The organism is Bittarella massiliensis (ex Durand et al. 2017) (genome assembly GCF_009876955.1).
GTDB classification, from domain to species: domain Bacteria; phylum Bacillota; class Clostridia; order Oscillospirales; family Ruminococcaceae; genus Bittarella; species Bittarella massiliensis.
Genome location: NZ_WWVY01000007.1, coordinates 78964 through 96904, shown reverse-complemented (window position 1 = coordinate 96904; position 17941 = coordinate 78964). Strand labels below are relative to the sequence as shown.

Below are 17941 nucleotides of genomic sequence, written 5' to 3'. Positions count from 1 at the left end.
GGGGGAAAGCATTGCAGTATGCGGATTATGCCTACTATTCGGGAACCTACCACGGCTCCCTTGTGCCAGAAAGCCAATTCCAGGCGCTCGCTCGTGACGCCGGCGGGGAAATAGATCGGCTGACCTTTGGGCGATTGAAAGAAGGCGCCGAGCCGGACGAGGCGGTAAAAAACGCCGTCTGTGCGGCTGTGGATGTCCTGTACAGCTGGGAGAACACGGAGAAAGGGCGCCCTGTGGGGTTGAAATCCGAGACAGAAGGGGCGCGGTCGGTGTCTTATGACACGTCAGCCGAGTGGGAAACGCAATGGGGGAAGAAGCTGGAAAAGGCCATCGACCGAAACCTGCCGCGTTCTCACCCTCTCCGCTATAGGGGCGTGGGAAGATGCTGACCAACGCTGATTGCACCCTCTACCTCTGCCGGCCAGATGGAAGCTATAGGCGGCTGGCGGTGGGAAAGGTCTACTGGGAGGGCACCAGGGGAACCGCCCTCAACAAGACTGGGGGCGCTGCGGTAGACAGTGTGCTGGTGCATCTCCCCATCGACGCCGACCTCCCCGAGAAGACCAGCGGGAAGGATTACCTATTGAAAGGCCTGTGTACATTTGAGGTGTCGCCAGAAAGCCCAATCCGAGACCTTGTGAAGCAGGGAGATGCATACACGATAACCAGCATCGCCAAGTGGGACGGCGGATCTGCATATCTGCAATACTGGGAGGTGCGGGCCAAGTGAGAACTAATATCCACTATATTCCGCTGCCAAAAGGGAAGCGATTTCGAGCCGGAGAACTGTCGGCGGAACTCACTTGGTATCCGCAGTACAGCCAAAGATGGTCTGGGCGATTTAACAGGGGGCAAGGAGTGCTTGACAGCGCCGTACTGCAATACTCGGATGCCTATGTGCCCATGCGAAGCGGCTCCCTGAAGCAGCGCGCCGTGGTCGCTACAGCGGTTGGAAGCGGGCTTATTGTCTACCCTGGGCCGTATGCAAAAGTAAACTGGTACGGGAAAGTGATGGCCGGGAAAGTTCCAAAACATGTCACCATAAAAGACATCGTTTTTCACCGCGGCGCACCAAAGCGTGGCAAGATGTGGGTGAAGAGGATGTGGGCAGATAGAGGGAAAGCAGTCATGACGTTGGTGAGAAAAACAGCAGGTGGCAGAAAATGACAGTATTTGAAATTATGCGGGACTGGCTCTCTACCTGCCCGCACCTGGAGCAGTTCACCGGCGGCCAGCATGTGGACTGGACAGGGCCGGAGCCTGGCAACTATGGCATCATGCCGACCGGCAGCGCCGACGTCAGCGTGGAGGAAGACGTGCTGGGGAACATCTTCAAAACCAAGCAGTACAACCTCGCCCTCTACGCCAGAGATTGGACAATTGACGACGTGGTGCGGGTGGAGAATACCGAGTTTCTCGATCTCTTTGCCGACTGGGTGGAAGAACAGCAATGGACGGGGCAAATCCCGCCAGTGGGTGACCGGCCAGAAATGGAGGTTGTCACCGCGCAGAATGGGATGCTCTTTGAGCTCTCGGAGGACGGTCAAACCGGGCTCTACCAAATCCAAATCGCGGTGACCTACGAAAAACATTACAGGAGGAATAGTTAAATGGCAATTGCAAGCGGAAAACAAAAGCGCAAGTCCTTTGCGCTCTTCTACGCGCCGGCGGGGAAGACGCCGGAAATCATCGGTAAGGGAATCGAATCGGTGGCTATCGAGCAGAGCCCCACGGTGGAATCTACTGCGGATGTGCTGGGGAATGTGGAGACCGAGCTCTCGTCCTATGAGAAAACAACCGAGCTCGACCCCATCTACGTGACCGGCGGAAATCTCTTCTCGGAAAAGCTGGACGAAATTGAGGAAAAAGAGCTGATTCTGGAGGATGTGGTGCAGCCCTTCATCTGGGCAAAGCTCTACAAGACCGCCGGGGCCGGGAAATATGTCGCCTGGAAGCAGGACGCGGTAATTGAGCTTACTTCTTTTGGCGGAGATACCAAGGGCGTTGCCTGCCCCTGTACCCTGCACTGGATTGGGGAGCGCACCTTCGGCACCTTCGACCCTGCGACCAAGACCTTCGCCCCGGACGGCGGGGCCCAGCAGCTGGTGACCTTCCTTGTCAAATCTGGCAGCAATGCTGTTTCCGGGGCAAAAATTACCGTGAACGACGGGGTGCTCACCACCAACGGCAACGGCGTGGCGGAAGTAGAACTGCCCACCGGCAGCTATGCCTATACGGTGATGGCTGATGGGATGACTGCCGCCAACGGCAACATTACCGTAGCTTCGGCGGCACTGCTCCAGGAAATCACCATGACGGCAGCTGGCTAAGGAGGAGCAATGGCAAACACTAAAAAGCTTACAAATTCCATTCGGGTAAATACTGGTGCAAAATGGATCGAGGTCAACGATGACGGCGAAAAAATCTGCTTGAATTTCGGCGACCAGGACTTCCCCAGGCGGTTCTTTCAAATGATGGAGGAGTTTGACGCATACATCGAAAGCATCAAGGGCAGAGCAGAAGAGCTCGGCGAAAGAGAATGGCCAAATGAGCGCGAACAGGCGAAGGCAAGGGCAGAGCTCAACGCAGAAATCCACGTTCACCTGCGCGACCGAATTGACGATGTGTTCGGGACTGACACCTGCCGCAAGGTGTTTGGGCCCATCATCCCGTCGGTTGACCTGTACGCGGAGTTTTTGGAGGCTATCACCCCCTATTTTGCCGAGTACGCCAAGGAGCGGGAGGCAACCCTGAAGAAGAAATACAGTGCCACCCGCAAGGGGAATGTATAACTTCCTGCTTGACCCACTCCCGGACGAGTTCGAGGGATACCTCATCCGCACTGACTACCGCATTGGTATCCAGATTTCGCAGATTTTGGGCGATCCCGAGTGCGACGAGGTGGAGCGGTTGGTGCTTGCGTCGCAACTCCTTTTTGGGGCCGGTGTCCCCGACTACGAAACAGCCATTCGCGGGTTGCAGTGGTTTGTGGCTGGTGGTGAAGAGGATAAGCCAACGGAGGAAGAAGAGGGAGAGAACATCAACTATTTCTCCTTTGATGCCGACGCGGGGCGAATCTACAGCGGATTCCGCCGAGCTTATGGGATCGACATTGACCGGGAACGGATGCACTGGTTCCGCTTTCTCCGTCTCTTTGGAGATTTGGGGGAATGCGCCTACACCCAGGTGATTGACTTCCGCACCGCTGACCTCTCCAAGATGGACAAAGACACCCGTGCGGCATATATGAAGATGCGCCGAAAATTCGCCCTACCGCAGCCCAAAGACCCGGATGAGGAGAAATTTATGGCAGCACTGAATGGGGGCGATGGCAACGGAGAGTAAGCGGGAAAAGGTGCTCTGCCCCTATTGCGGGCATCCACAGCAGATTGCCCGGGAAGCCAGGGCGCAATGTCGGGGGCTCTACATCAAGTGTCGGGCGCGACATTGCGGGAAAGTGTTTGAAATCCGCATAGAACAACAAAAAAATAGACCCCAAGGGTGAGGCCGGGCGCAGTCGAAAGACCGCGCCTGCCCTTGCTTTTGGGGCATTGATAGGACAATGCTCAAGTAGTGCCACTGTGCCGATGAGCGGCGCAGGAGGTGTATACATTGGCAATGGGGCAACTGGATGGGAGTATCCGCATCGGAACACAGATGGATACTTCCGGGCTACAAGACGGAGTTAAAAATATAACTTCACAGGTGGGCGGCCTAAAAAGTGCCTTAAAGAGCCTGGGCAAGGTAGCCATTACCGCATTCGCCGTCCGTGGGCTCGTCAATTTTGGCAGAGAGGCAATCAGCATATCGTCTGACCTCACCGAGGTGCAAAATGTCGTCGAAACAGCTTTCGGCGGGATGTCTGGAGCTGTTGACGAGTGGTCAAAAGGCTCCATCAAAAACTTCGGAATGTCAGAACTAGCGGCCAAAAGAACAGCCTCCACCTATATGGCAATGTCCAAGGGCATGGGTCAGTACGGAGAGGCCGCCGGCAAAATGGCAATGGAGGCGGCGGAACGAACCGCTGATATTGCGTCATTCTACAATGTGTCTCAAGCCGAAGCCGACACCATGTTGAAATCTATCTGGACGGGTGAAACCGAGAGCCTCAAACGAATCGGCGTGGTAATGACCCAGACCAATCTCGACGCATATGCCCTAGCGAACGGTTTTGGGAAAACCACTTCGGCTATGAGCCAGGCGGAACAGGTACAGCTGCGTTTCCAGTATGTGATGGAGCAGACCAGGCTTGCGGCCGGAGATTTCGCAAAAACACAGGACAGCTGGGCCAATCAGACCCGTATCCTCTCCGAGCAGTGGAAACAGCTCATGGGGATTGTCGGAAACGGTTTGGTGCAGGTTTTGGCCCCGACGGTCAAGATGCTCAATGCCCTGCTCTCCCAGCTGATTGCATTTGCCCAGACGGCAAGCACGGCCCTCTCTGCCCTGTTCGGGAAAAAGGTAGCCAAGACACAGGTGGCGGCAGCGGCGGCCACGAACGCCAACGCAGCGGCACAGGAAGGGCTGGGCTCCGCCATCAAGGGGGCCGGAAACGAGGCCGCCAAGGCCGGGAAAAAGGCAAAGGGAGCCTTGGCCCCGTTTGACGAGCTGAATGTCCTGTCAAAAAGCAGCGGTTCATCTGGCGCCGGCGGCAGTGGCAGCTCCCCCGGCGGAGCGGGGGCGGCGGTTGGCCCTATCGATTTCCCGGTTACCGGCGTCGAAGAAATCAGCACCGACATCACCGCATTGCAGGCGTTATTACAGCCGACCATTGACGCCTTCGGACGCCTGGGCGACCAGCTTTCCCGTCTGGGCGGATTCGCTTGGCAAGGGCTACAGGACTTCTACAATACCTTCCTGGTGCCGGTTGGGAAATGGGTGATGGGTGAAGGTTTGCCCCGGTTCATTGATGCGCTTGCAGACGGCTTCGCAAAGGTGGATTGGAGAAATATAAACGATTCGCTTCACAGATTGTGGGAGGCACTGGCTCCTTTTGCGGTTCATGTGGGGGAAGGCCTCCTTTGGCTATGGGAAAATGTATTGGTGCCATTTGGCTCCTGGACGATGAACAATGTAGTTCCATTGTTTATCGACATTCTAAGCGGAGCTATCGAATCTATCAATACAACTATTGAAAACTTTGCGCCGGCTGCTCAATTTTTGTGGGACTATTTTTTGAAGCCTATCGCAGAATGGACGGGAGGCGTAATTGTAGGGATCCTGCAATGGCTTGCAGATCACATGAGCACTTTAACCCCTATTATTTTAGGGTTGGTGGCGGCGTGGGGAGCTTATCAGGCAATAATTCTCGCGGTCGAAATTGCGCAGAAAGCTGTAACAATAGCTCAATTAGCTCTTAATGCGGCGCAAAATGCAAACCCGATCATGCTGATAATTACAGTCATTGGAGCGCTGATTGGCGCATTTATCGCTTTGTGGAACAACAACGAGGACTTCCGAAATTTTTGGATTGGTTTGTGGGATAAAATCAAAGAAGTTGCAAAGGCAGTAGCTGACTGGTTTTGCGAAACATGGGATGCTATATGCGAATGGTTCGGAAATTTATGGGACGGGGTCAAAAATTTTGCTATTTCCGCGTGGGAAGGAATAAAAGCGGTTTGGAATACGGTAAAAGACTGGTTTAACAATTATGTAATTCAACCGATCGCCGACTTTTTCAGCGGTTTGTGGGATGGGGTCAAAAACTTCGCCAACAACTGCATTGTGGGAATCAAATACATCTGGGGGAGGGTTTCCGAGTGGTTCAACAATACCATCATTCTGCCCATCAAAAATTTCTTCGGCGGAATGTGGGACGCCCTTAAAAATGGTGCTTCCGCCGCCTGGGAAGGCATCAAGTCGGTGTTTTCGGGGGTTGTCAACTGGTTTAAAGATAAGTTTTCTGCGGCTTGGAATGCTGTTAAAAACGTGTTCTCTGTCGGCGGGAAAATATTTTCTGGGATTACCGAGGGAATCTCAAACATGTTCAAAAAAGTGGTGAATGCAATTATTGACGGGCTGAATAAAATTATCGCGTTCCCGTTCAACAAAATCAATGGCTTTTTGAACACTATTAGAAATATCTCAATCCTAGGAGTTTCCCCGTTTAAAGGTCTTTGGGGGCAAAACCCTCTGCCTGTTCCTCAAATCCCGAAGTTGGCAAAGGGCGCGGTCATCCCCCCGAACCAGGAGTTCGCAGCCATCTTGGGCGACCAGAGAAGCGGGCGCAACCTGGAGGCCCCGGAGGGCCTCATTCGGGATATCGTGAGCCAGGAGGCCGGCGGCGAATCCATGTATCAGGCGATGATGAGGGCGTGGAGGGACGCCAGAGGGAATCGTGGGGACATGGTGTTGCAGGTCGGTGAAAAAGAGATTGGCCGCATCGCCATCCAGTCCATCATTGACCACTTGGCAAAAACCGGGGAACTCCCCTTCCCGGTGTAAGGAGGAAGACTTGGAAAATCTCATTGCTATTGACGGCATGGCCTTGCCTGTGCCCGATGCAATCACCGTTACAATCATGGACTTGGATGGTGAATCTGAACGGAACTCGCTGGGGCAGCTCATCCGGGACAGAGTGGCGACAAAGCGAAAGGTGGAAGTCGAATATAAGAAGCTGGACGGCCCGACCATGAGGACGGTGCTGGAGAAGGTGGAGCCGGTATTTTTCGCATTGGCCTACCCAGACCCCTATACTGGGGGCAGAAGAACCATCACCGCATACTGCGGCGACCGCTCAGTGCCCATCAAGTACATACGAAACGGGCAGATATATTGGAACGTCAAGCTGTCCATGACAGAGAGGTGAATCAATGTTTCCCGTAAGCGAAGCATACCTGAATGACATTTTTGCGCCCAGCAGAAGGGCAAAGGGGCAGCTGGCGGATACTTCCGGCAACCTTCTCCTCTCCGCCGAACAGGTGAAGACCATTGAGATTTCCGGGTTAGCCAACAGCGGCGGCGACATAGCGCCGGGGGCGTTTTTGTCCGATGAACTGAAGGTAGCTGTCACAGACCCAGATGGAGCCATTGCCGCCATCCAGTGGGAGGGGAAAGAGGTTGTCCCTCAATTGGGGATAGAGACAGCGGCAGGGCTTGAGCTGGTGCCAATGGGCGTTTTTGTGGTGCAGAAGCCGGAGCAAAAAAACGGGGCGTTGCTGACGCTCAAAGGGGCCGACAGGGCCTGCAAAGCAGAAGCTGCCTGGACAACCGAAAATGAGGTCTGGCCCATGACCTTGGCCCAGCTTGTTGGCCGTGCTTGTGAAATAGCGGGAATTGAGCTGGGAAGTGCCAATTTCCCCAACGCCTCCTTGCTCATCGAGCAAGGGGCCGCTGTGGAAACCACTGCCCGGGCGATGATTGCATATGCGGCCCAGGTAGCTGGGTGTTATGCCCGGATGGGGCGAGATGGCCGCCTTTACCTCCGCTGGTACTCCTCCTCCAACAGAGAGATTGGCCCAGAGAGCACAACAGAGGCCATGCGCGCGCAATACGCCACCCGTCCAATCGACCAGGTGCGCGTCATCGCCGAAGAGGGTGACCTGGGCATGAATTACCCGGAGGGAGCAGAGGCACGGGCACCGCTGGTGATTGAAAACAACCCTCTCCTGTACGCCCTTACGGCGGCATCCAAAGAGGAACAACAAGACGTGCTAAAATCCATCTACGATGGCGTGGCTGGCTACAGCTATGCGCCGCTTGAGTGGAGAGGACAAGGAGACCCATCCATTGAGCCAGGCGACATCGTGACGATCAAAAATGCGTATGGCGAGGCCGCGCAGCTGCCGGTGATGGAATGGGCAATCACCTACAATGGTGGGCTGAAAATGGAGCTGCGAAGTGTCGGAACGTCGCCGTCCACAGAGCCGAAGCGCGGCCCGCTGAATGAATCCATCAAGGTCCTGCGGCAAAAGTCTAATGTGCTTGAGCGAGAGCTCGACTACACCCGGTCAGAGATCAAGGAGGTATCCCACACCGCAGACGCCATCGTCACCGAGGTTACGGAGTTGACCCAACGAGTGGACGGCCTGGTGTTGTCCGCGTCTCGGACCGGCGGCGCCAACAGGATCAAGGGCAGCTCGGGCCGCCTGGGGCTGGATGATTGGCAGGTGGATGGGCAAGTGGTCTGTGACACCTCTACCGCCGTCTACAATTCCACCGCGGCCGGCGGCTGTTTTGCCCTCGGCCTGACTGGGCGTCTGGGGCAGACGATCCCCACGGTGGCGGGCAAGAGGTACGCTTATTACTGCCAGTACAAGCTGGAGACAGGGGCCTCCACCTCTGCCTACATCTCCCACGGCGGGCACCGCCGAGAACTGGCCGCCGCAGAGGAGTGGACAGAGATCACCGGCAGCTTTGTGGCGGATTCACCGGCGGCCCTCGTTGAGGCCATGGTGGAGGGGGGGACGTTGTGGATTGCCGACTGGACGGTCATACAGGGGGAAGTCTGCACTGCCTGGCAGCAGGCCCAAAATGAGATTGACGCCGGCGGGGTGAAAATCACCTCGCGGGGTATCGACATCACCAAGGAGGGGGACCCCTTCCAGGCGTCGCTGGACAACCAGCAGGTACGCTTCCGCAATGCCGACACCGGCGAGGATGTGGCCTATTTCAACAAGGACAGCGGGCGCATCCGCCAATTATCAGCCCTGGGGGAGTTCACGGTTCAACGCCCGGACGATATAAGCGGCGCTCTGCGGGTCATCCCGGTGGCTGGCGGGGCATTTTTTGTTATCAATGACTAGGGGGTGAGACATTGGCTCTCAATCATTCCGGCAATACCGATTTTGGAGGCGGCCACTATGGGCTCAATCTTATCTGGTCAGCCAGCCAAAGCATCAGCGGCAATTACAGCGACATCACCGCCACCCTGCAAATATCCGCCTACGGCGGCTACTCCATCGTGGCCAATGCCACGAAATACGGGCACATTACCATAGACGGACAACAGTTCGACTTTTCGGCAGTGGTGGGGACCTTGAAAGCGTCCAACTCGCCTAAGACATTGGCCACCGCCACCAAGCGGGTCTACCACAATGCGGATGGCAGCAAATATCTGTACGCGTCGGCCTCGTTCGCGCTCAATGCCACCCTGTCTGGGTCGTGGGTGGGCACGATTTCCACTGCGGCGGACTACTCCATAGACACCATCCCGCGAGCCAGCAGCATCTCCACTCCCAACTTCACAGTTGGGGACAATGTGACGGTGAGCATCAGCCGGGCGTCCAGCAGCTTCACCCACTCCATTCAGCTGGACGTGGGCGGTGTGGCCATCAAGACCGCCAGCGGGGTGGGGGCAAGCCACACCTGGACATTTACAGAAGCGGATGTCAAGAGGATCTACGCGGCCATGGGCAGCGCTACCAGCGGAGCAGTCGTCCTCTGGTGCAACACCTACTCCGGAAGCACCCTGGTGGGAGACGCCAAAGGGACGGCCACCTGCTACCAAGTGGGCAACAGCACATTGCAGACGGCCCCCACCTTTGTGGTGGGAGACAGCCGAACCTACGCTGTCAATCGGCTGCGGGGCTCGGTGACTCATACCTTGCAGCTGTACGCGGGGTCAACCCTCGTCCGCACCGCCACAGGAGTGGGGGCCTCCTACACCGTAGACCTGACCGCTGCCGAAATTGCCAAGGTCTACGCCCTGGGAACGTCGGTGGCCATGAAGATGGTTTGCACCGCCTACCATTACGGGCGCAACATCGGCACCAGCCAGCAGACCGGCACCGCTTCGGCACCGCCGGTCAGCAGCATCACCAGCAAGCCTGACCACACCATTGGCGGCGGGTACACTGTCTCCATCTCCCGCAGCCGGAATGCGGTGAGCCACACCCTGCGGCTCTATGTGGCGGGCAAACAGATCAAAGAGATCGGCGGGGTGGCAACCTCCTACGCCTGGACGCCCACAGCGACAGAGATTGCGGCAGAGTATGCGGCCACCCCCAACAGCAACACGGCGGCAGCCCAAGCTACCATCTGGTGCTACCACTACGGAAAGCTAATTGGCACCGCCACAGCAAGCGGGACGGCCACCGTCAACCCGACAGCAGCCGCGCCGGTGTTCGCCGGTTACTCCTTCGCGGACATCCGCCCTGAAACGGTAGCTCTCACTGGCGACGATCAGATACTGGTGGCGGGGGAGAGCACTCTCAAGGTGACAATCCCGGCAGCCCAGGCAGCCAGCAGCACCACCTCCGCCACCATCAAGCAGTACATCCTCTACTGCGGCGGGGCCACGGCGTCCGCCGCCTACTCCGCCTCTGACGTGGCCATCCAACTGGCCGGGGCCTCCTCCGGCAGCATTCGGGTGGCGGCGGTGGACAGCCGGGGCAACCAGACCGTTGTGGAGCGGCTGGCCTCTCTGGTGGCCTACACCCCGCCGCGCGTCACCCAGATGCAACTTCGCCGGGACAACAACGTGGACAACAAGACCAAGCTCGCCGTTAAGGGGGTGTGGTGGCCGGGGAATTTCGGTGCATCCGACAACTCCCTTGCCTCCACCTACCAGTACAAGGCCACGTCCGCCGAGCAGTACACCGACGGCGGGGCCGTCTCTATCGCCATCACCGGCGGAGAGTGGGCATTCGAGGGCTACCTTCCGGGCGACCTGGGGGCGGGGGGCTTTGATTTTCAGAAGTCCTTTTCGGTGATGCTTTCTGCCACTGATGCACTCAATACGGCAACCAGCGTCGGCATCATAGACCGGGGCATTCCCACCATGCACCTGGACAAGGGCGGCGTGGGGATCGGGAAAATCAGAGCTTCCGGGGCGCTGGACGTGGCGGGAGTGATTATTACCGAAGGAAGCGAAGTGTACCATCCAGGCAACAAACCAACCACAGAGCAACTGGGAGCCATGCCATCGAGCGCGAAAGTCGAACTGCTTGACGAAACGAGAAGCTATAACCTTGACGACTACTGGATGCCGGGCCAGACAATACTTGTGCGCCAATCGGTGGCAGCGTCGGGAAAAGTTGCAAATTGCCCATCGAAGTCCGCTGGGATCGTCCACGTGGAAGGAAGCTCGATCCTCATTATGCAGGCTTACATCGAAACTGCGGGGGGAGCGATATATTCTAGGTATCGGGCAATTGGAGGGAGCACAACGGAGTGGGTAGGACCGTCGGGAATCCAATCTGGCAGCAACTCCAATGGGTCCTGGACGAAATGGCCGGACGGGACAATGGCGTCCTACGGCGTGGTTACAAGCCAATCAGTACCGGCGCATAGCACTATCGGGATAACAGGGCAGAGTATCTTGTTCCCGGTGGGGTTTTTGGCACCCCCATCAATGACTATAACAGTCCTTGCTGACACTGTTGGGGAATTTTCGGCCAAGCTGGGCGGAGTGAATGCGACGCTTTGGTGGGGGTCAGTTACCAACAACAGCGATTATGCACGAGTTACGCCGGTCCACTGGCATGCCATTGGCCGGTGGAAATAAGGGAGGGAAAATTATGGCATTATCAAAACAAATCACCTATGATAACGGCACCACCGCCAGCTACCACCGCATTGATGGGCTGCTGGTATGCTGTCACCCGGACAACGGGGCGACGGTGACCGCCACCCTGTACAGCTACCTTACTGAGGACACCCGGGCGGCCAATGCAGGCGCACCGGTGTCTACCGAGGACGTGACCGCTGAGTTGACCGAGACCCAGGTCAATGGCAACCTGCGCAAGACCATGTATGCCAAGATTAAGGCGCAGCCCGAGTGGGCGGACGCCGAGGACTGTTAGGGGGAGACGGGGTGGATGAACTGGCGCAATTCGCCGGCCGGTACTGGCTCGAAGCCGTATCTGGCAGTCTACGTCTGGAAGCGGACGGCATGAAAGGAGGTGAAATAGGTTGTGGAGAATGTGGAATCTATCGCGGTCGTAAACCAAAAAACAAAATCTAATGGCCGGCGAATCGAAAAGCTGGAACAGAGCCAGGAGATCATTGTGGCGGTTGAGCAGCGTGCCAAATCCAACAGCCACAGAATCGACAAGCTGGAGGAAAACCAGGAAGCCATCCAGCAACTGGCATTGTCTGTAAAAGAACTTGCTACCCAGATGCAGGGCATGAGGGAAGACCAGGCCGACACCAGCAAGCGCCTGGCCGAATTGGAACGCAAGCCCGCGTCCATGTGGGACAAGCTGGTGGCGGCGCTCATTGGGGCCATTGCCGCCGGTCTTGCCGGCGCTGCCCTCTCGCTCATTATCAGATAAGCGCCCTGGGTGGGCGCTTTTGTTTTGCCCCCACGTGGGACAGAAAGGAAGGAACAAAATGGAACAGATTATCAACTACATCAAGCCGGAACTCGTCCCGGTCGCGGTGGTGTGCTACATCATTGGGGCCGCTCTGAAACACACCGAACTGCTCAAGGACAAGTATATCCCAGTCGTGCTGGGGGCGTTTTCGGTCGCTGTCTGCGCTATCTACGTCTGCGCGACCTCCGACCTGTCCACTGTCCAAAACGTCCTGATGGCGGTATTTGTGGCCGTGGTGCAGGGCCTACTCCTCGCGGGTGGGAGCGTGTACGTCAACCAGATCATCAAACAGGCTAAAAAGGAGGAAAAATAATGGCGCAAAAACTAATCCAGCCCATCAACAAGGCCCGGCTCACCGCATCCTACAAGTGGGGGAGCGCCTACCAGCGAGACTTCGGCGGCGTTCACTACGGCCAGGACATGACCGGCGGCCCCATCGTCTACGCCCAGGGTAACGGCGTGGTGGCCTTTGCCGGCTGGGACGATGTCTGCGGTTACGTGGTGGGGATCGTCTATGATGACTGCGTCAACCACTTTGACGGCGGACACCGCCCACTGGTGGGGCGCTACTACCACATGGCAGACGTGCGGGTGAAGCCGGGGCAGCGGGTCACCAAGGACACTCGCATCGGCACGGTGGGGAACACCGGGAAGTACACCACCGGCGCGCACCTCCACGTAGAGCTCGACACCGACACCAAGTATCCTGCCTACACACCCACCCTGGCGAGCAACTCGAACATCCTCAAAAAGGGCACCAGAGGGGCGAAGGACACCACGGTGGACCCCATGCGCTGGACGCACACCAAGGCCAGTGCCCCGGACAACCAGACCATCGTCGCCGGGTATGGCAGTGACTGGGTCGACCCCAGAGACGCCTGTCTCCCCAAAATCTAAGAGTACATAGAGAGCGCCCCGACTTGCTTTTTAGCAGGCCGGGGCGCTTTTGCTATGCGCGCAGTTTTTCGATGAGCGCCTCTTGAAGAACTTGGGAAAAATTTACCCCTTTAGCTGTGGCCTCCTCGTCGAGCCATCCCGGGATGGTCAATGTCTTTTTTACTGCGCGGGGGTTGGCGCGCTTTTTGTAGGCGAGCATATCAAACTCCACAACTACTAAAAATCCGTCTTCTACGGATACTTTATCGGGTTCTGAAGGTTTGGGCAGGGGCTCTTTGTTTTGCTCCTTGGAGACCAAGCAGAGGCCCAGCGCATCGACCGCCATCTCATAGGCCTGGGCCATATCGTCCCCCTGGGTCAAACATTCGGGCAGGTCAGGGAAGGAGACCCAGAAGCCCCCTTCCTCGGCCCAATGAAATACTGCCGGGTAAAATAACTTGTTCATGGTGTCCTCCTTCTGGGCTTATTTCAGCCCCGCCTGTTTCAGTATTGCCTGCTCCAGCCCCTTTTTGAGGTCTTTCGCATGGAGGGGAACCGTTGTCTGCTTTCCTATCTCGGGGTTTTTCATTTTAACGTGCGACCCGTTTTGGGCGACTACCTGAAACCCGTTTTTGGTGAGAAGCTTTATCATCTCTTTGGCGGTCATCGGCATTTGTTTCCCCTTCCTTACTGTATTCATATTATAACACGTATTAGCACGTATAGTCAAGGGCTTTCGTGAATTTTCCACAACTATTTTTGTACATCAGTAAGTTACTGGCAAGTTAAACTTGATCTATATTTGGGGTATTGGATCTGGATTGGGGATACATCTTGTATCATTGGCGCACTCGAACGCGGCCAGCTTTTTTGTAAAGCAAGTTACCAACAAGTTAAATCATACCGATTTTTGTTTATAAAAACTAGAGCCGTGGATCATATCCACGGCTCTTACAAAACATGAAGTTTTTCTTGGTGTCTATATTATATGCGATTTTTCTCAAAAAGTCAATGAAGAAGCTTTTCGTGGATAGTAAAAATATCTATATTAGGGCGCAGTCGTTTTTGCTTGACCAAGGTCAGATATTTTTTGTGCTTTCTTTTTATATTATTGAGCAGGGCTTGAGATTCGATGACATACGGGATCCCCCTTACAGTATATGCCTGCTTGATATATCTGGGTGAAACGGGAATAGTGTTCCCTACTAAAAATACGCTTTCTTTTCCCATCATTTTGCCTATATGGTAAAAAACACATTTTCCGCGTCCGAACTTTGCTTCGTATTTTTTGATTTTAGCCCGGTAATTCTCTACCTTGGAGCTAAGTGGGATCATCCAAAAAATATTGTCGGATTCTTTTAGAGCATAAAAATAAGGGCGGCTTTCAAGTTTGTTTAACATAAGGTGTTTGTCTTTGAAATCAGAAAAATAAGAGTCCTTTATCACATACAATCCGTTTTCTTCGAGTTCCATCTTACCTCCCTAAAGAAAATGCCCTTCTTTTCAGAAGGGCACCTTTCAAGCCAGACACTTATGAGTCGCTGCTGGCACGCGACAATCTAAAGCACGTCAGACACTTATGAGTCGCTGCTGACACGCGACACGCAGAGGACGGCGGTGGGGCCTATCTCTCTGCCTATATAATATACCATCTTCCGCATGGTGTAAAACGTCAAAATAGGTAATGGGTGTTTGAAAGCTCGTTTTAGAGCCGTTTTAATGCTGTTTTTGCTATTTTACACCATTTTACGGGAAATAAAATCAAAATAGCACCCCATTATTTTTCTTAAAGTCTGATGCTTGCTTATAAGAAAAAAGAACTTAAGTTAGCGAGAGTTGAGTGGCACCTCCTCTGCGACTGGATCAAGACCCTGCCCTATATGGCGGAAATTTTAGAGGCGGTAGAGGCTGGGAAACGCCCGAATTTGTAACCCACTTTATAACCCACTTGTATTTGATTTTTTGCTTTTTTGGCAAGTATTCCGCTTGAACAATTTTGCGAAAAACGGTATAATCATCACGTTTGTCAGCAATTTGGCTAGTGCCAAATTTGCTGCACGCTGGTTCAAGTCCCATCTCCCGCACCAACAAATACAGACCCGTTTTTTATTGAAAGATAAAAGACAGGTCTGTTGCTATTTTGTAACATTGTGTTGGGATAACTGTAGCATAGTAATCGCATTTTATCACATGTAAAAACATTTTGTCTTGCTTATGAATTTGGTCATTATTTACTTTAGCTTTTTTATATAGTCTTTGAGCGTCTCCAAACATGTAGATAATTGTGTTTAGAGTACATTTTAAGTTATAAGGCACCTATGCGTGCCCATTTATAAAGAAAGGTCGGATGATACATTCCGTATGGATTTATACGGAAGCCTAACGGCATTTTCGTCGAACCACAGCAGGCAAAAGTAGTCCAGCAAATCTATCAGCGATATCTGGAGGGTGACAGCCTTAAGGGTATCGCTGTTTTTATTTTTCAAGAGGGCATCCTCTCCCCAGAAAGGAAAGAATGATGGACCCGCCCGGTTATTAACAGCCTGCTTTCCAATCAGAAATATATCGGCTACATCATCAGTTTTGATGACTTCTTCATTGTGCAGAGTGAAAAAGGAAAGTGTAGTAACGTAGATGAATATACAGGCAAACGAAAGGCCACTCGGTACAGTTTGTAGAACGTACTGCGCGGCCTTTTGATCTGCGCGGAGTTCGATGCCAACTATCGACACATCACCCGGCCTTCCGGTGAGGTTGTCTGACGCTGTGCAAATCGCGTGGAACATGGAAAACGAGCCTATAAACACTCCCCCTCTATATCGAAAGGGCGCATTAAGTAGGATCTGTGCAGAAGATTGGAAATGGGTAGCTGTGATGAATGGGCGATCGCAGAAACCATCGACACGATTTCATCCAAGAAAATGGCCTTCTGGAAATAGAATACAAGGAACAGGAATTCTCCCACATTATGAGGGGTTTAGGCTATCTTTGTAGAAACTCATCTGGTATAATGTTTTTGTCAAATGATTAAATAAGTATGATTATTATCATGGATAAAAGGGAGAACAAACATGGCTAATATTAATATATTGCGAATACAGACAAGGTTAAGAGAGATGTTTGAGGGGAAAATTGATCTGTCCGATTGTAGGGATGATATTAACCATCACTTTGATACTCGTGCAATTGCTGCATTAGCTCTAATGATGAAATGCGGTCTAGACCCTTCACAGGCTGGATTATGTATCACAGATGGATACCATGACTTAGGAATTGATGCACTATATCTTGATAACTCTCAGAAAAAATTATTTGTTGTCCAAAGCAAATGGAGAAATGATGGTAATGGCTCAATTACTCAAGAGAAAATGCAAAACTACATTGAAGGTATTAAGAGATTGCTTAACTTTGATTTGGATGGAGCAAACGATAGAATCTTAGGTAAAAAAGCTGATATAGATTTTGGAATCAGCCAAATTGGATATCAAATAAGCTTAGTGTTTACTCATACGGGCAACGCGTATATTCCGGACTATGCCAAGCGTCCTTTAACTGAGTTAATGAATTCTACTAATGATGATATAAGTACTTTATTACTGTTTGAAGAACTAACATTTCGGGATATCTATAGCTATTTGGCTGAGGGGCAGAATCCTGAAACAATTAATCTGGAGGATGTTATTCTCAGTAATTGGGGTAAGATAGATGCCCCATATGCAGCATACTATGGGATAATTTCCGCCGCTGCTATAGGTGAATGGTTTGACAAATATGGCAATTCTCTGTTCGCAAAAAATATCAGATTTTATAAGGGGAGTACAGAAGTAAATGATGGAATTAAGAAGGTCCTTTTACAAGATCCGGAAAATTTCGTATATTACAATAATGGGATAAAAGTTCTCTGTAATTCAATAGAGCGAAAGGCAAAGGGAAGCACAACTACAGCGACTGGGCTATTTCACTATCAGGCGTTTCTTTGGTTAACGGAGCACAGACAACAGGGACAATTGGAAGCGTCTATGCCCAAGATCCAGAACAAGTTGCCAAAGCAAATGTCATGATCCAGATTATTGATCTTAGCAATGCAACTGTAGACGCAGTAACCCAGATCACAAAATTATCTAATACACAAAACCGGATAGATAGTAAAGATTTTGCCGCTCTTGATTATCAACAAGAAAGGCTTCGAACAGAGTTAGCTTTTTCACATATTCTTTATTTATTCAAAAGCGGCGATACATTAACTGATCCAGAACACCAAATTTCTTTTGATGAGGCCATTATTGCTTTGGCATGTTGGCATGAGGACTTATCATATGCAACCTTGGCGAAACGCAATGTTGGCGGCCTTTCAGAGGACATTAATAAACCACCTTACAAAATACTATTTAACGCAAGAACAAATTCATTTGTACTGATTAATAGTGTAAGAGCAGTTCGTATAGTTGAGGCCTATTTGCAGCAAAAAAAAGATTTAACATCTGGCCGTGAACGTTTGGTATGTGTACATGCGAACCGTTTCATTTCATACTGTGTTATTCAAACCATTAAAAATGATCCCAACTACGAAAAGAGCGCGCTAAATGTTGACTACCTTAACGGGCTTATAACAACTGCACTTGAAGAAAAATTGCCACGGATAATCTTGCAAATGAACGCCCTTTATTCCGAATCTTATCCCGCAAATATATTTAAAAACACAAGAAAATGTAAAGAGATATATAAGCGGTTAACTGAGGCGAACGATTAGACCCAAGTCGCATTTTCAAAATATCGATTTTGCACAGTAGTGGCATCCAAAAAGGACC

At 52.7% G+C, this 17941-nt stretch carries 22 protein-coding genes; 18 read left to right on the top strand and 4 right to left on the bottom strand.

Annotated elements, in window-relative coordinates; all coding sequences use genetic code 11:
* Window positions 1-11: 11 nt before the first annotated feature.
* The 16 genes from GT748_RS09225 to GT748_RS09150 all read left to right on the top strand — a co-directional run bounded on the left by GT748_RS09225 (window position 12) and on the right by GT748_RS09150 (window position 13154).
* On the top strand, window positions 12-389 hold the full coding sequence (locus GT748_RS09225; protein WP_161213452.1) for a hypothetical protein: 378 nt from the start codon (window positions 12-14) through the stop codon (window positions 387-389).
* Window positions 383-730 carry a hypothetical protein gene (locus tag GT748_RS09220; protein ID WP_161213453.1) on the top strand — a complete coding sequence of 116 codons (348 nt, stop codon included), beginning with the start codon at window positions 383-385 and terminating at the stop codon, window positions 728-730. The genes GT748_RS09225 and GT748_RS09220 overlap by 7 nt, the downstream gene beginning before the upstream one ends.
* A complete protein-coding gene (locus tag GT748_RS09215) occupies window positions 727-1167 on the top strand; it encodes a minor capsid protein (RefSeq protein WP_161213454.1) in 441 nt (146 codons plus the stop codon). Before GT748_RS09220 ends, GT748_RS09215 begins: the two co-directional genes overlap by 4 nt.
* Window positions 1164-1610, top strand: coding sequence for a hypothetical protein (locus GT748_RS09210; RefSeq protein WP_161213455.1), 447 nt, complete (start codon window positions 1164-1166; stop codon window positions 1608-1610). Before GT748_RS09215 ends, GT748_RS09210 begins: the two co-directional genes overlap by 4 nt.
* Window positions 1611-2330, top strand: a complete 720-nt coding sequence (locus GT748_RS09205; RefSeq protein ID WP_161213456.1) for a hypothetical protein — start codon at window positions 1611-1613, stop codon at window positions 2328-2330.
* Window positions 2331-2339: 9 nt separating this feature from the next.
* Window positions 2340-2792, top strand: coding sequence for a hypothetical protein (locus tag GT748_RS09200; protein WP_161213457.1), 453 nt, complete (start codon window positions 2340-2342; stop codon window positions 2790-2792).
* A complete protein-coding gene (locus GT748_RS09195) occupies window positions 2785-3345 on the top strand; it encodes a Gp15 family bacteriophage protein (RefSeq protein WP_161213458.1) in 561 nt (186 codons plus the stop codon). The genes GT748_RS09200 and GT748_RS09195 overlap by 8 nt, the downstream gene beginning before the upstream one ends.
* Before the next feature lie 267 nt (window positions 3346-3612).
* Window positions 3613-6444, top strand: a complete 2832-nt coding sequence (locus tag GT748_RS09190) for a hypothetical protein (protein WP_161213459.1) — start codon at window positions 3613-3615, stop codon at window positions 6442-6444.
* A 10-nt stretch (window positions 6445-6454) separates the two neighbouring features.
* Window positions 6455-6808, top strand: a complete 354-nt coding sequence (locus GT748_RS09185) for a DUF6711 family protein (protein WP_161213460.1) — start codon at window positions 6455-6457, stop codon at window positions 6806-6808.
* 4 nt (window positions 6809-6812) lie between these two features.
* Window positions 6813-8744 carry a hypothetical protein gene (locus GT748_RS09180; RefSeq protein WP_161213461.1) on the top strand — a complete coding sequence of 644 codons (1932 nt, stop codon included), beginning with the start codon at window positions 6813-6815 and terminating at the stop codon, window positions 8742-8744.
* 11 nt (window positions 8745-8755) lie between these two features.
* Window positions 8756-11446 (top strand): DUF859 family phage minor structural protein, encoded by a 2691-nt coding sequence (locus tag GT748_RS09175; RefSeq protein WP_161213462.1) that lies wholly within the window; start codon window positions 8756-8758, stop codon window positions 11444-11446.
* Between the two features lie 13 nt (window positions 11447-11459).
* Window positions 11460-11744 carry a hypothetical protein gene (locus GT748_RS09170; RefSeq protein WP_161213463.1) on the top strand — a complete coding sequence of 95 codons (285 nt, stop codon included), beginning with the start codon at window positions 11460-11462 and terminating at the stop codon, window positions 11742-11744.
* A gap of 11 nt (window positions 11745-11755) precedes the next feature.
* The gene (locus GT748_RS09165; RefSeq protein WP_161213464.1) at window positions 11756-11905 is read left to right on the top strand and encodes a hypothetical protein; all 150 of its coding nucleotides are present in this window, start codon (window positions 11756-11758) and stop codon (window positions 11903-11905) included.
* Complete coding sequence (locus tag GT748_RS09160; protein ID WP_161213465.1) at window positions 11856-12215, top strand: hypothetical protein; 360 nt, start codon at window positions 11856-11858, stop codon at window positions 12213-12215. The genes GT748_RS09165 and GT748_RS09160 overlap by 50 nt, the downstream gene beginning before the upstream one ends.
* A 58-nt stretch (window positions 12216-12273) precedes the next feature.
* On the top strand, window positions 12274-12570 hold the full coding sequence (locus GT748_RS09155) for a phage holin family protein (RefSeq protein ID WP_021660815.1): 297 nt from the start codon (window positions 12274-12276) through the stop codon (window positions 12568-12570).
* Window positions 12570-13154: a M23 family metallopeptidase gene (locus GT748_RS09150; RefSeq protein ID WP_021660816.1), complete on the top strand. Its 585-nt coding sequence runs from the start codon at window positions 12570-12572 to the stop codon at window positions 13152-13154. Before GT748_RS09155 ends, GT748_RS09150 begins: the two co-directional genes overlap by 1 nt.
* Before the next feature lie 52 nt (window positions 13155-13206).
* On the opposite strand, the gene GT748_RS09145 is transcribed toward GT748_RS09150, so the two are convergent.
* From GT748_RS09145 to GT748_RS16100, 4 genes are all read right to left on the bottom strand, one after another.
* On the bottom strand, window positions 13207-13599 hold the full coding sequence (locus GT748_RS09145) for a type II toxin-antitoxin system HicB family antitoxin (RefSeq protein WP_021660817.1): 393 nt from the start codon (window positions 13597-13599) through the stop codon (window positions 13207-13209).
* Between the two features lie 18 nt (window positions 13600-13617).
* Window positions 13618-13806: a type II toxin-antitoxin system HicA family toxin gene (locus tag GT748_RS09140; RefSeq protein WP_044993133.1), complete on the bottom strand. Its 189-nt coding sequence runs from the start codon at window positions 13804-13806 to the stop codon at window positions 13618-13620.
* Window positions 13807-14141: 335 nt separating this feature from the next.
* Complete coding sequence (gene cptIN, locus GT748_RS09135) at window positions 14142-14606, bottom strand: type III toxin-antitoxin system CptIN family toxin (protein WP_021660819.1); 465 nt, start codon at window positions 14604-14606, stop codon at window positions 14142-14144.
* An 857-nt stretch (window positions 14607-15463) separates the two neighbouring features.
* Window positions 15464-15865 carry a hypothetical protein gene (locus GT748_RS16100; protein ID WP_044993197.1) on the bottom strand — a complete coding sequence of 134 codons (402 nt, stop codon included), beginning with the start codon at window positions 15863-15865 and terminating at the stop codon, window positions 15464-15466.
* Between the two features lie 339 nt (window positions 15866-16204).
* On the opposite strand from GT748_RS16100, the gene GT748_RS15785 reads away from it, so the two are divergent.
* Together GT748_RS15785 and GT748_RS09120 are read left to right on the top strand one after the other, a co-directional pair.
* Window positions 16205-17194, top strand: a complete 990-nt coding sequence (locus tag GT748_RS15785; protein ID WP_161213466.1) for an AIPR family protein — start codon at window positions 16205-16207, stop codon at window positions 17192-17194.
* Window positions 17110-17883, top strand: a complete 774-nt coding sequence (locus tag GT748_RS09120; RefSeq protein WP_161213467.1) for an AIPR family protein — start codon at window positions 17110-17112, stop codon at window positions 17881-17883. Before GT748_RS15785 ends, GT748_RS09120 begins: the two co-directional genes overlap by 85 nt.
* The last annotated feature ends 58 nt before the right edge of the window (window positions 17884-17941 follow it).

What these genes read in the sequence shown, in the direction of transcription:
- GT748_RS09220 (WP_161213453.1), top strand. Translation starts at nt 383, where the DNA reads ATGCTGACCAACGCTGATTGCACCCTCTACCTCTGCCGGCCAGATGGA.
- GT748_RS09210 (WP_161213455.1), top strand. Translation starts at nt 1,164, where the DNA reads ATGACAGTATTTGAAATTATGCGGGACTGGCTCTCTACCTGCCCGCAC.
- GT748_RS09205 (WP_161213456.1), top strand. Translation starts at nt 1,611, where the DNA reads ATGGCAATTGCAAGCGGAAAACAAAAGCGCAAGTCCTTTGCGCTCTTC.
- GT748_RS09200 (WP_161213457.1), top strand. Translation starts at nt 2,340, where the DNA reads ATGGCAAACACTAAAAAGCTTACAAATTCCATTCGGGTAAATACTGGT.
- GT748_RS09195 (WP_161213458.1), top strand. Translation starts at nt 2,785, where the DNA reads ATGTATAACTTCCTGCTTGACCCACTCCCGGACGAGTTCGAGGGATAC.
- GT748_RS09180 (WP_161213461.1), top strand. Translation starts at nt 6,813, where the DNA reads ATGTTTCCCGTAAGCGAAGCATACCTGAATGACATTTTTGCGCCCAGC.
- GT748_RS09170 (WP_161213463.1), top strand. Translation starts at nt 11,460, where the DNA reads ATGGCATTATCAAAACAAATCACCTATGATAACGGCACCACCGCCAGC.
- GT748_RS09155 (WP_021660815.1), top strand. Translation starts at nt 12,274, where the DNA reads ATGGAACAGATTATCAACTACATCAAGCCGGAACTCGTCCCGGTCGCG.
- GT748_RS09150 (WP_021660816.1), top strand. Translation starts at nt 12,570, where the DNA reads ATGGCGCAAAAACTAATCCAGCCCATCAACAAGGCCCGGCTCACCGCA.
- GT748_RS09145 (WP_021660817.1), bottom strand. Translation starts at nt 13,599, where the DNA reads ATGAACAAGTTATTTTACCCGGCAGTATTTCATTGGGCCGAGGAAGGG.
- GT748_RS09140 (WP_044993133.1), bottom strand. Translation starts at nt 13,806, where the DNA reads ATGCCGATGACCGCCAAAGAGATGATAAAGCTTCTCACCAAAAACGGG.
- cptIN (WP_021660819.1), bottom strand. Translation starts at nt 14,606, where the DNA reads ATGGAACTCGAAGAAAACGGATTGTATGTGATAAAGGACTCTTATTTT.
- GT748_RS15785 (WP_161213466.1), top strand. Translation starts at nt 16,205, where the DNA reads ATGGCTAATATTAATATATTGCGAATACAGACAAGGTTAAGAGAGATG.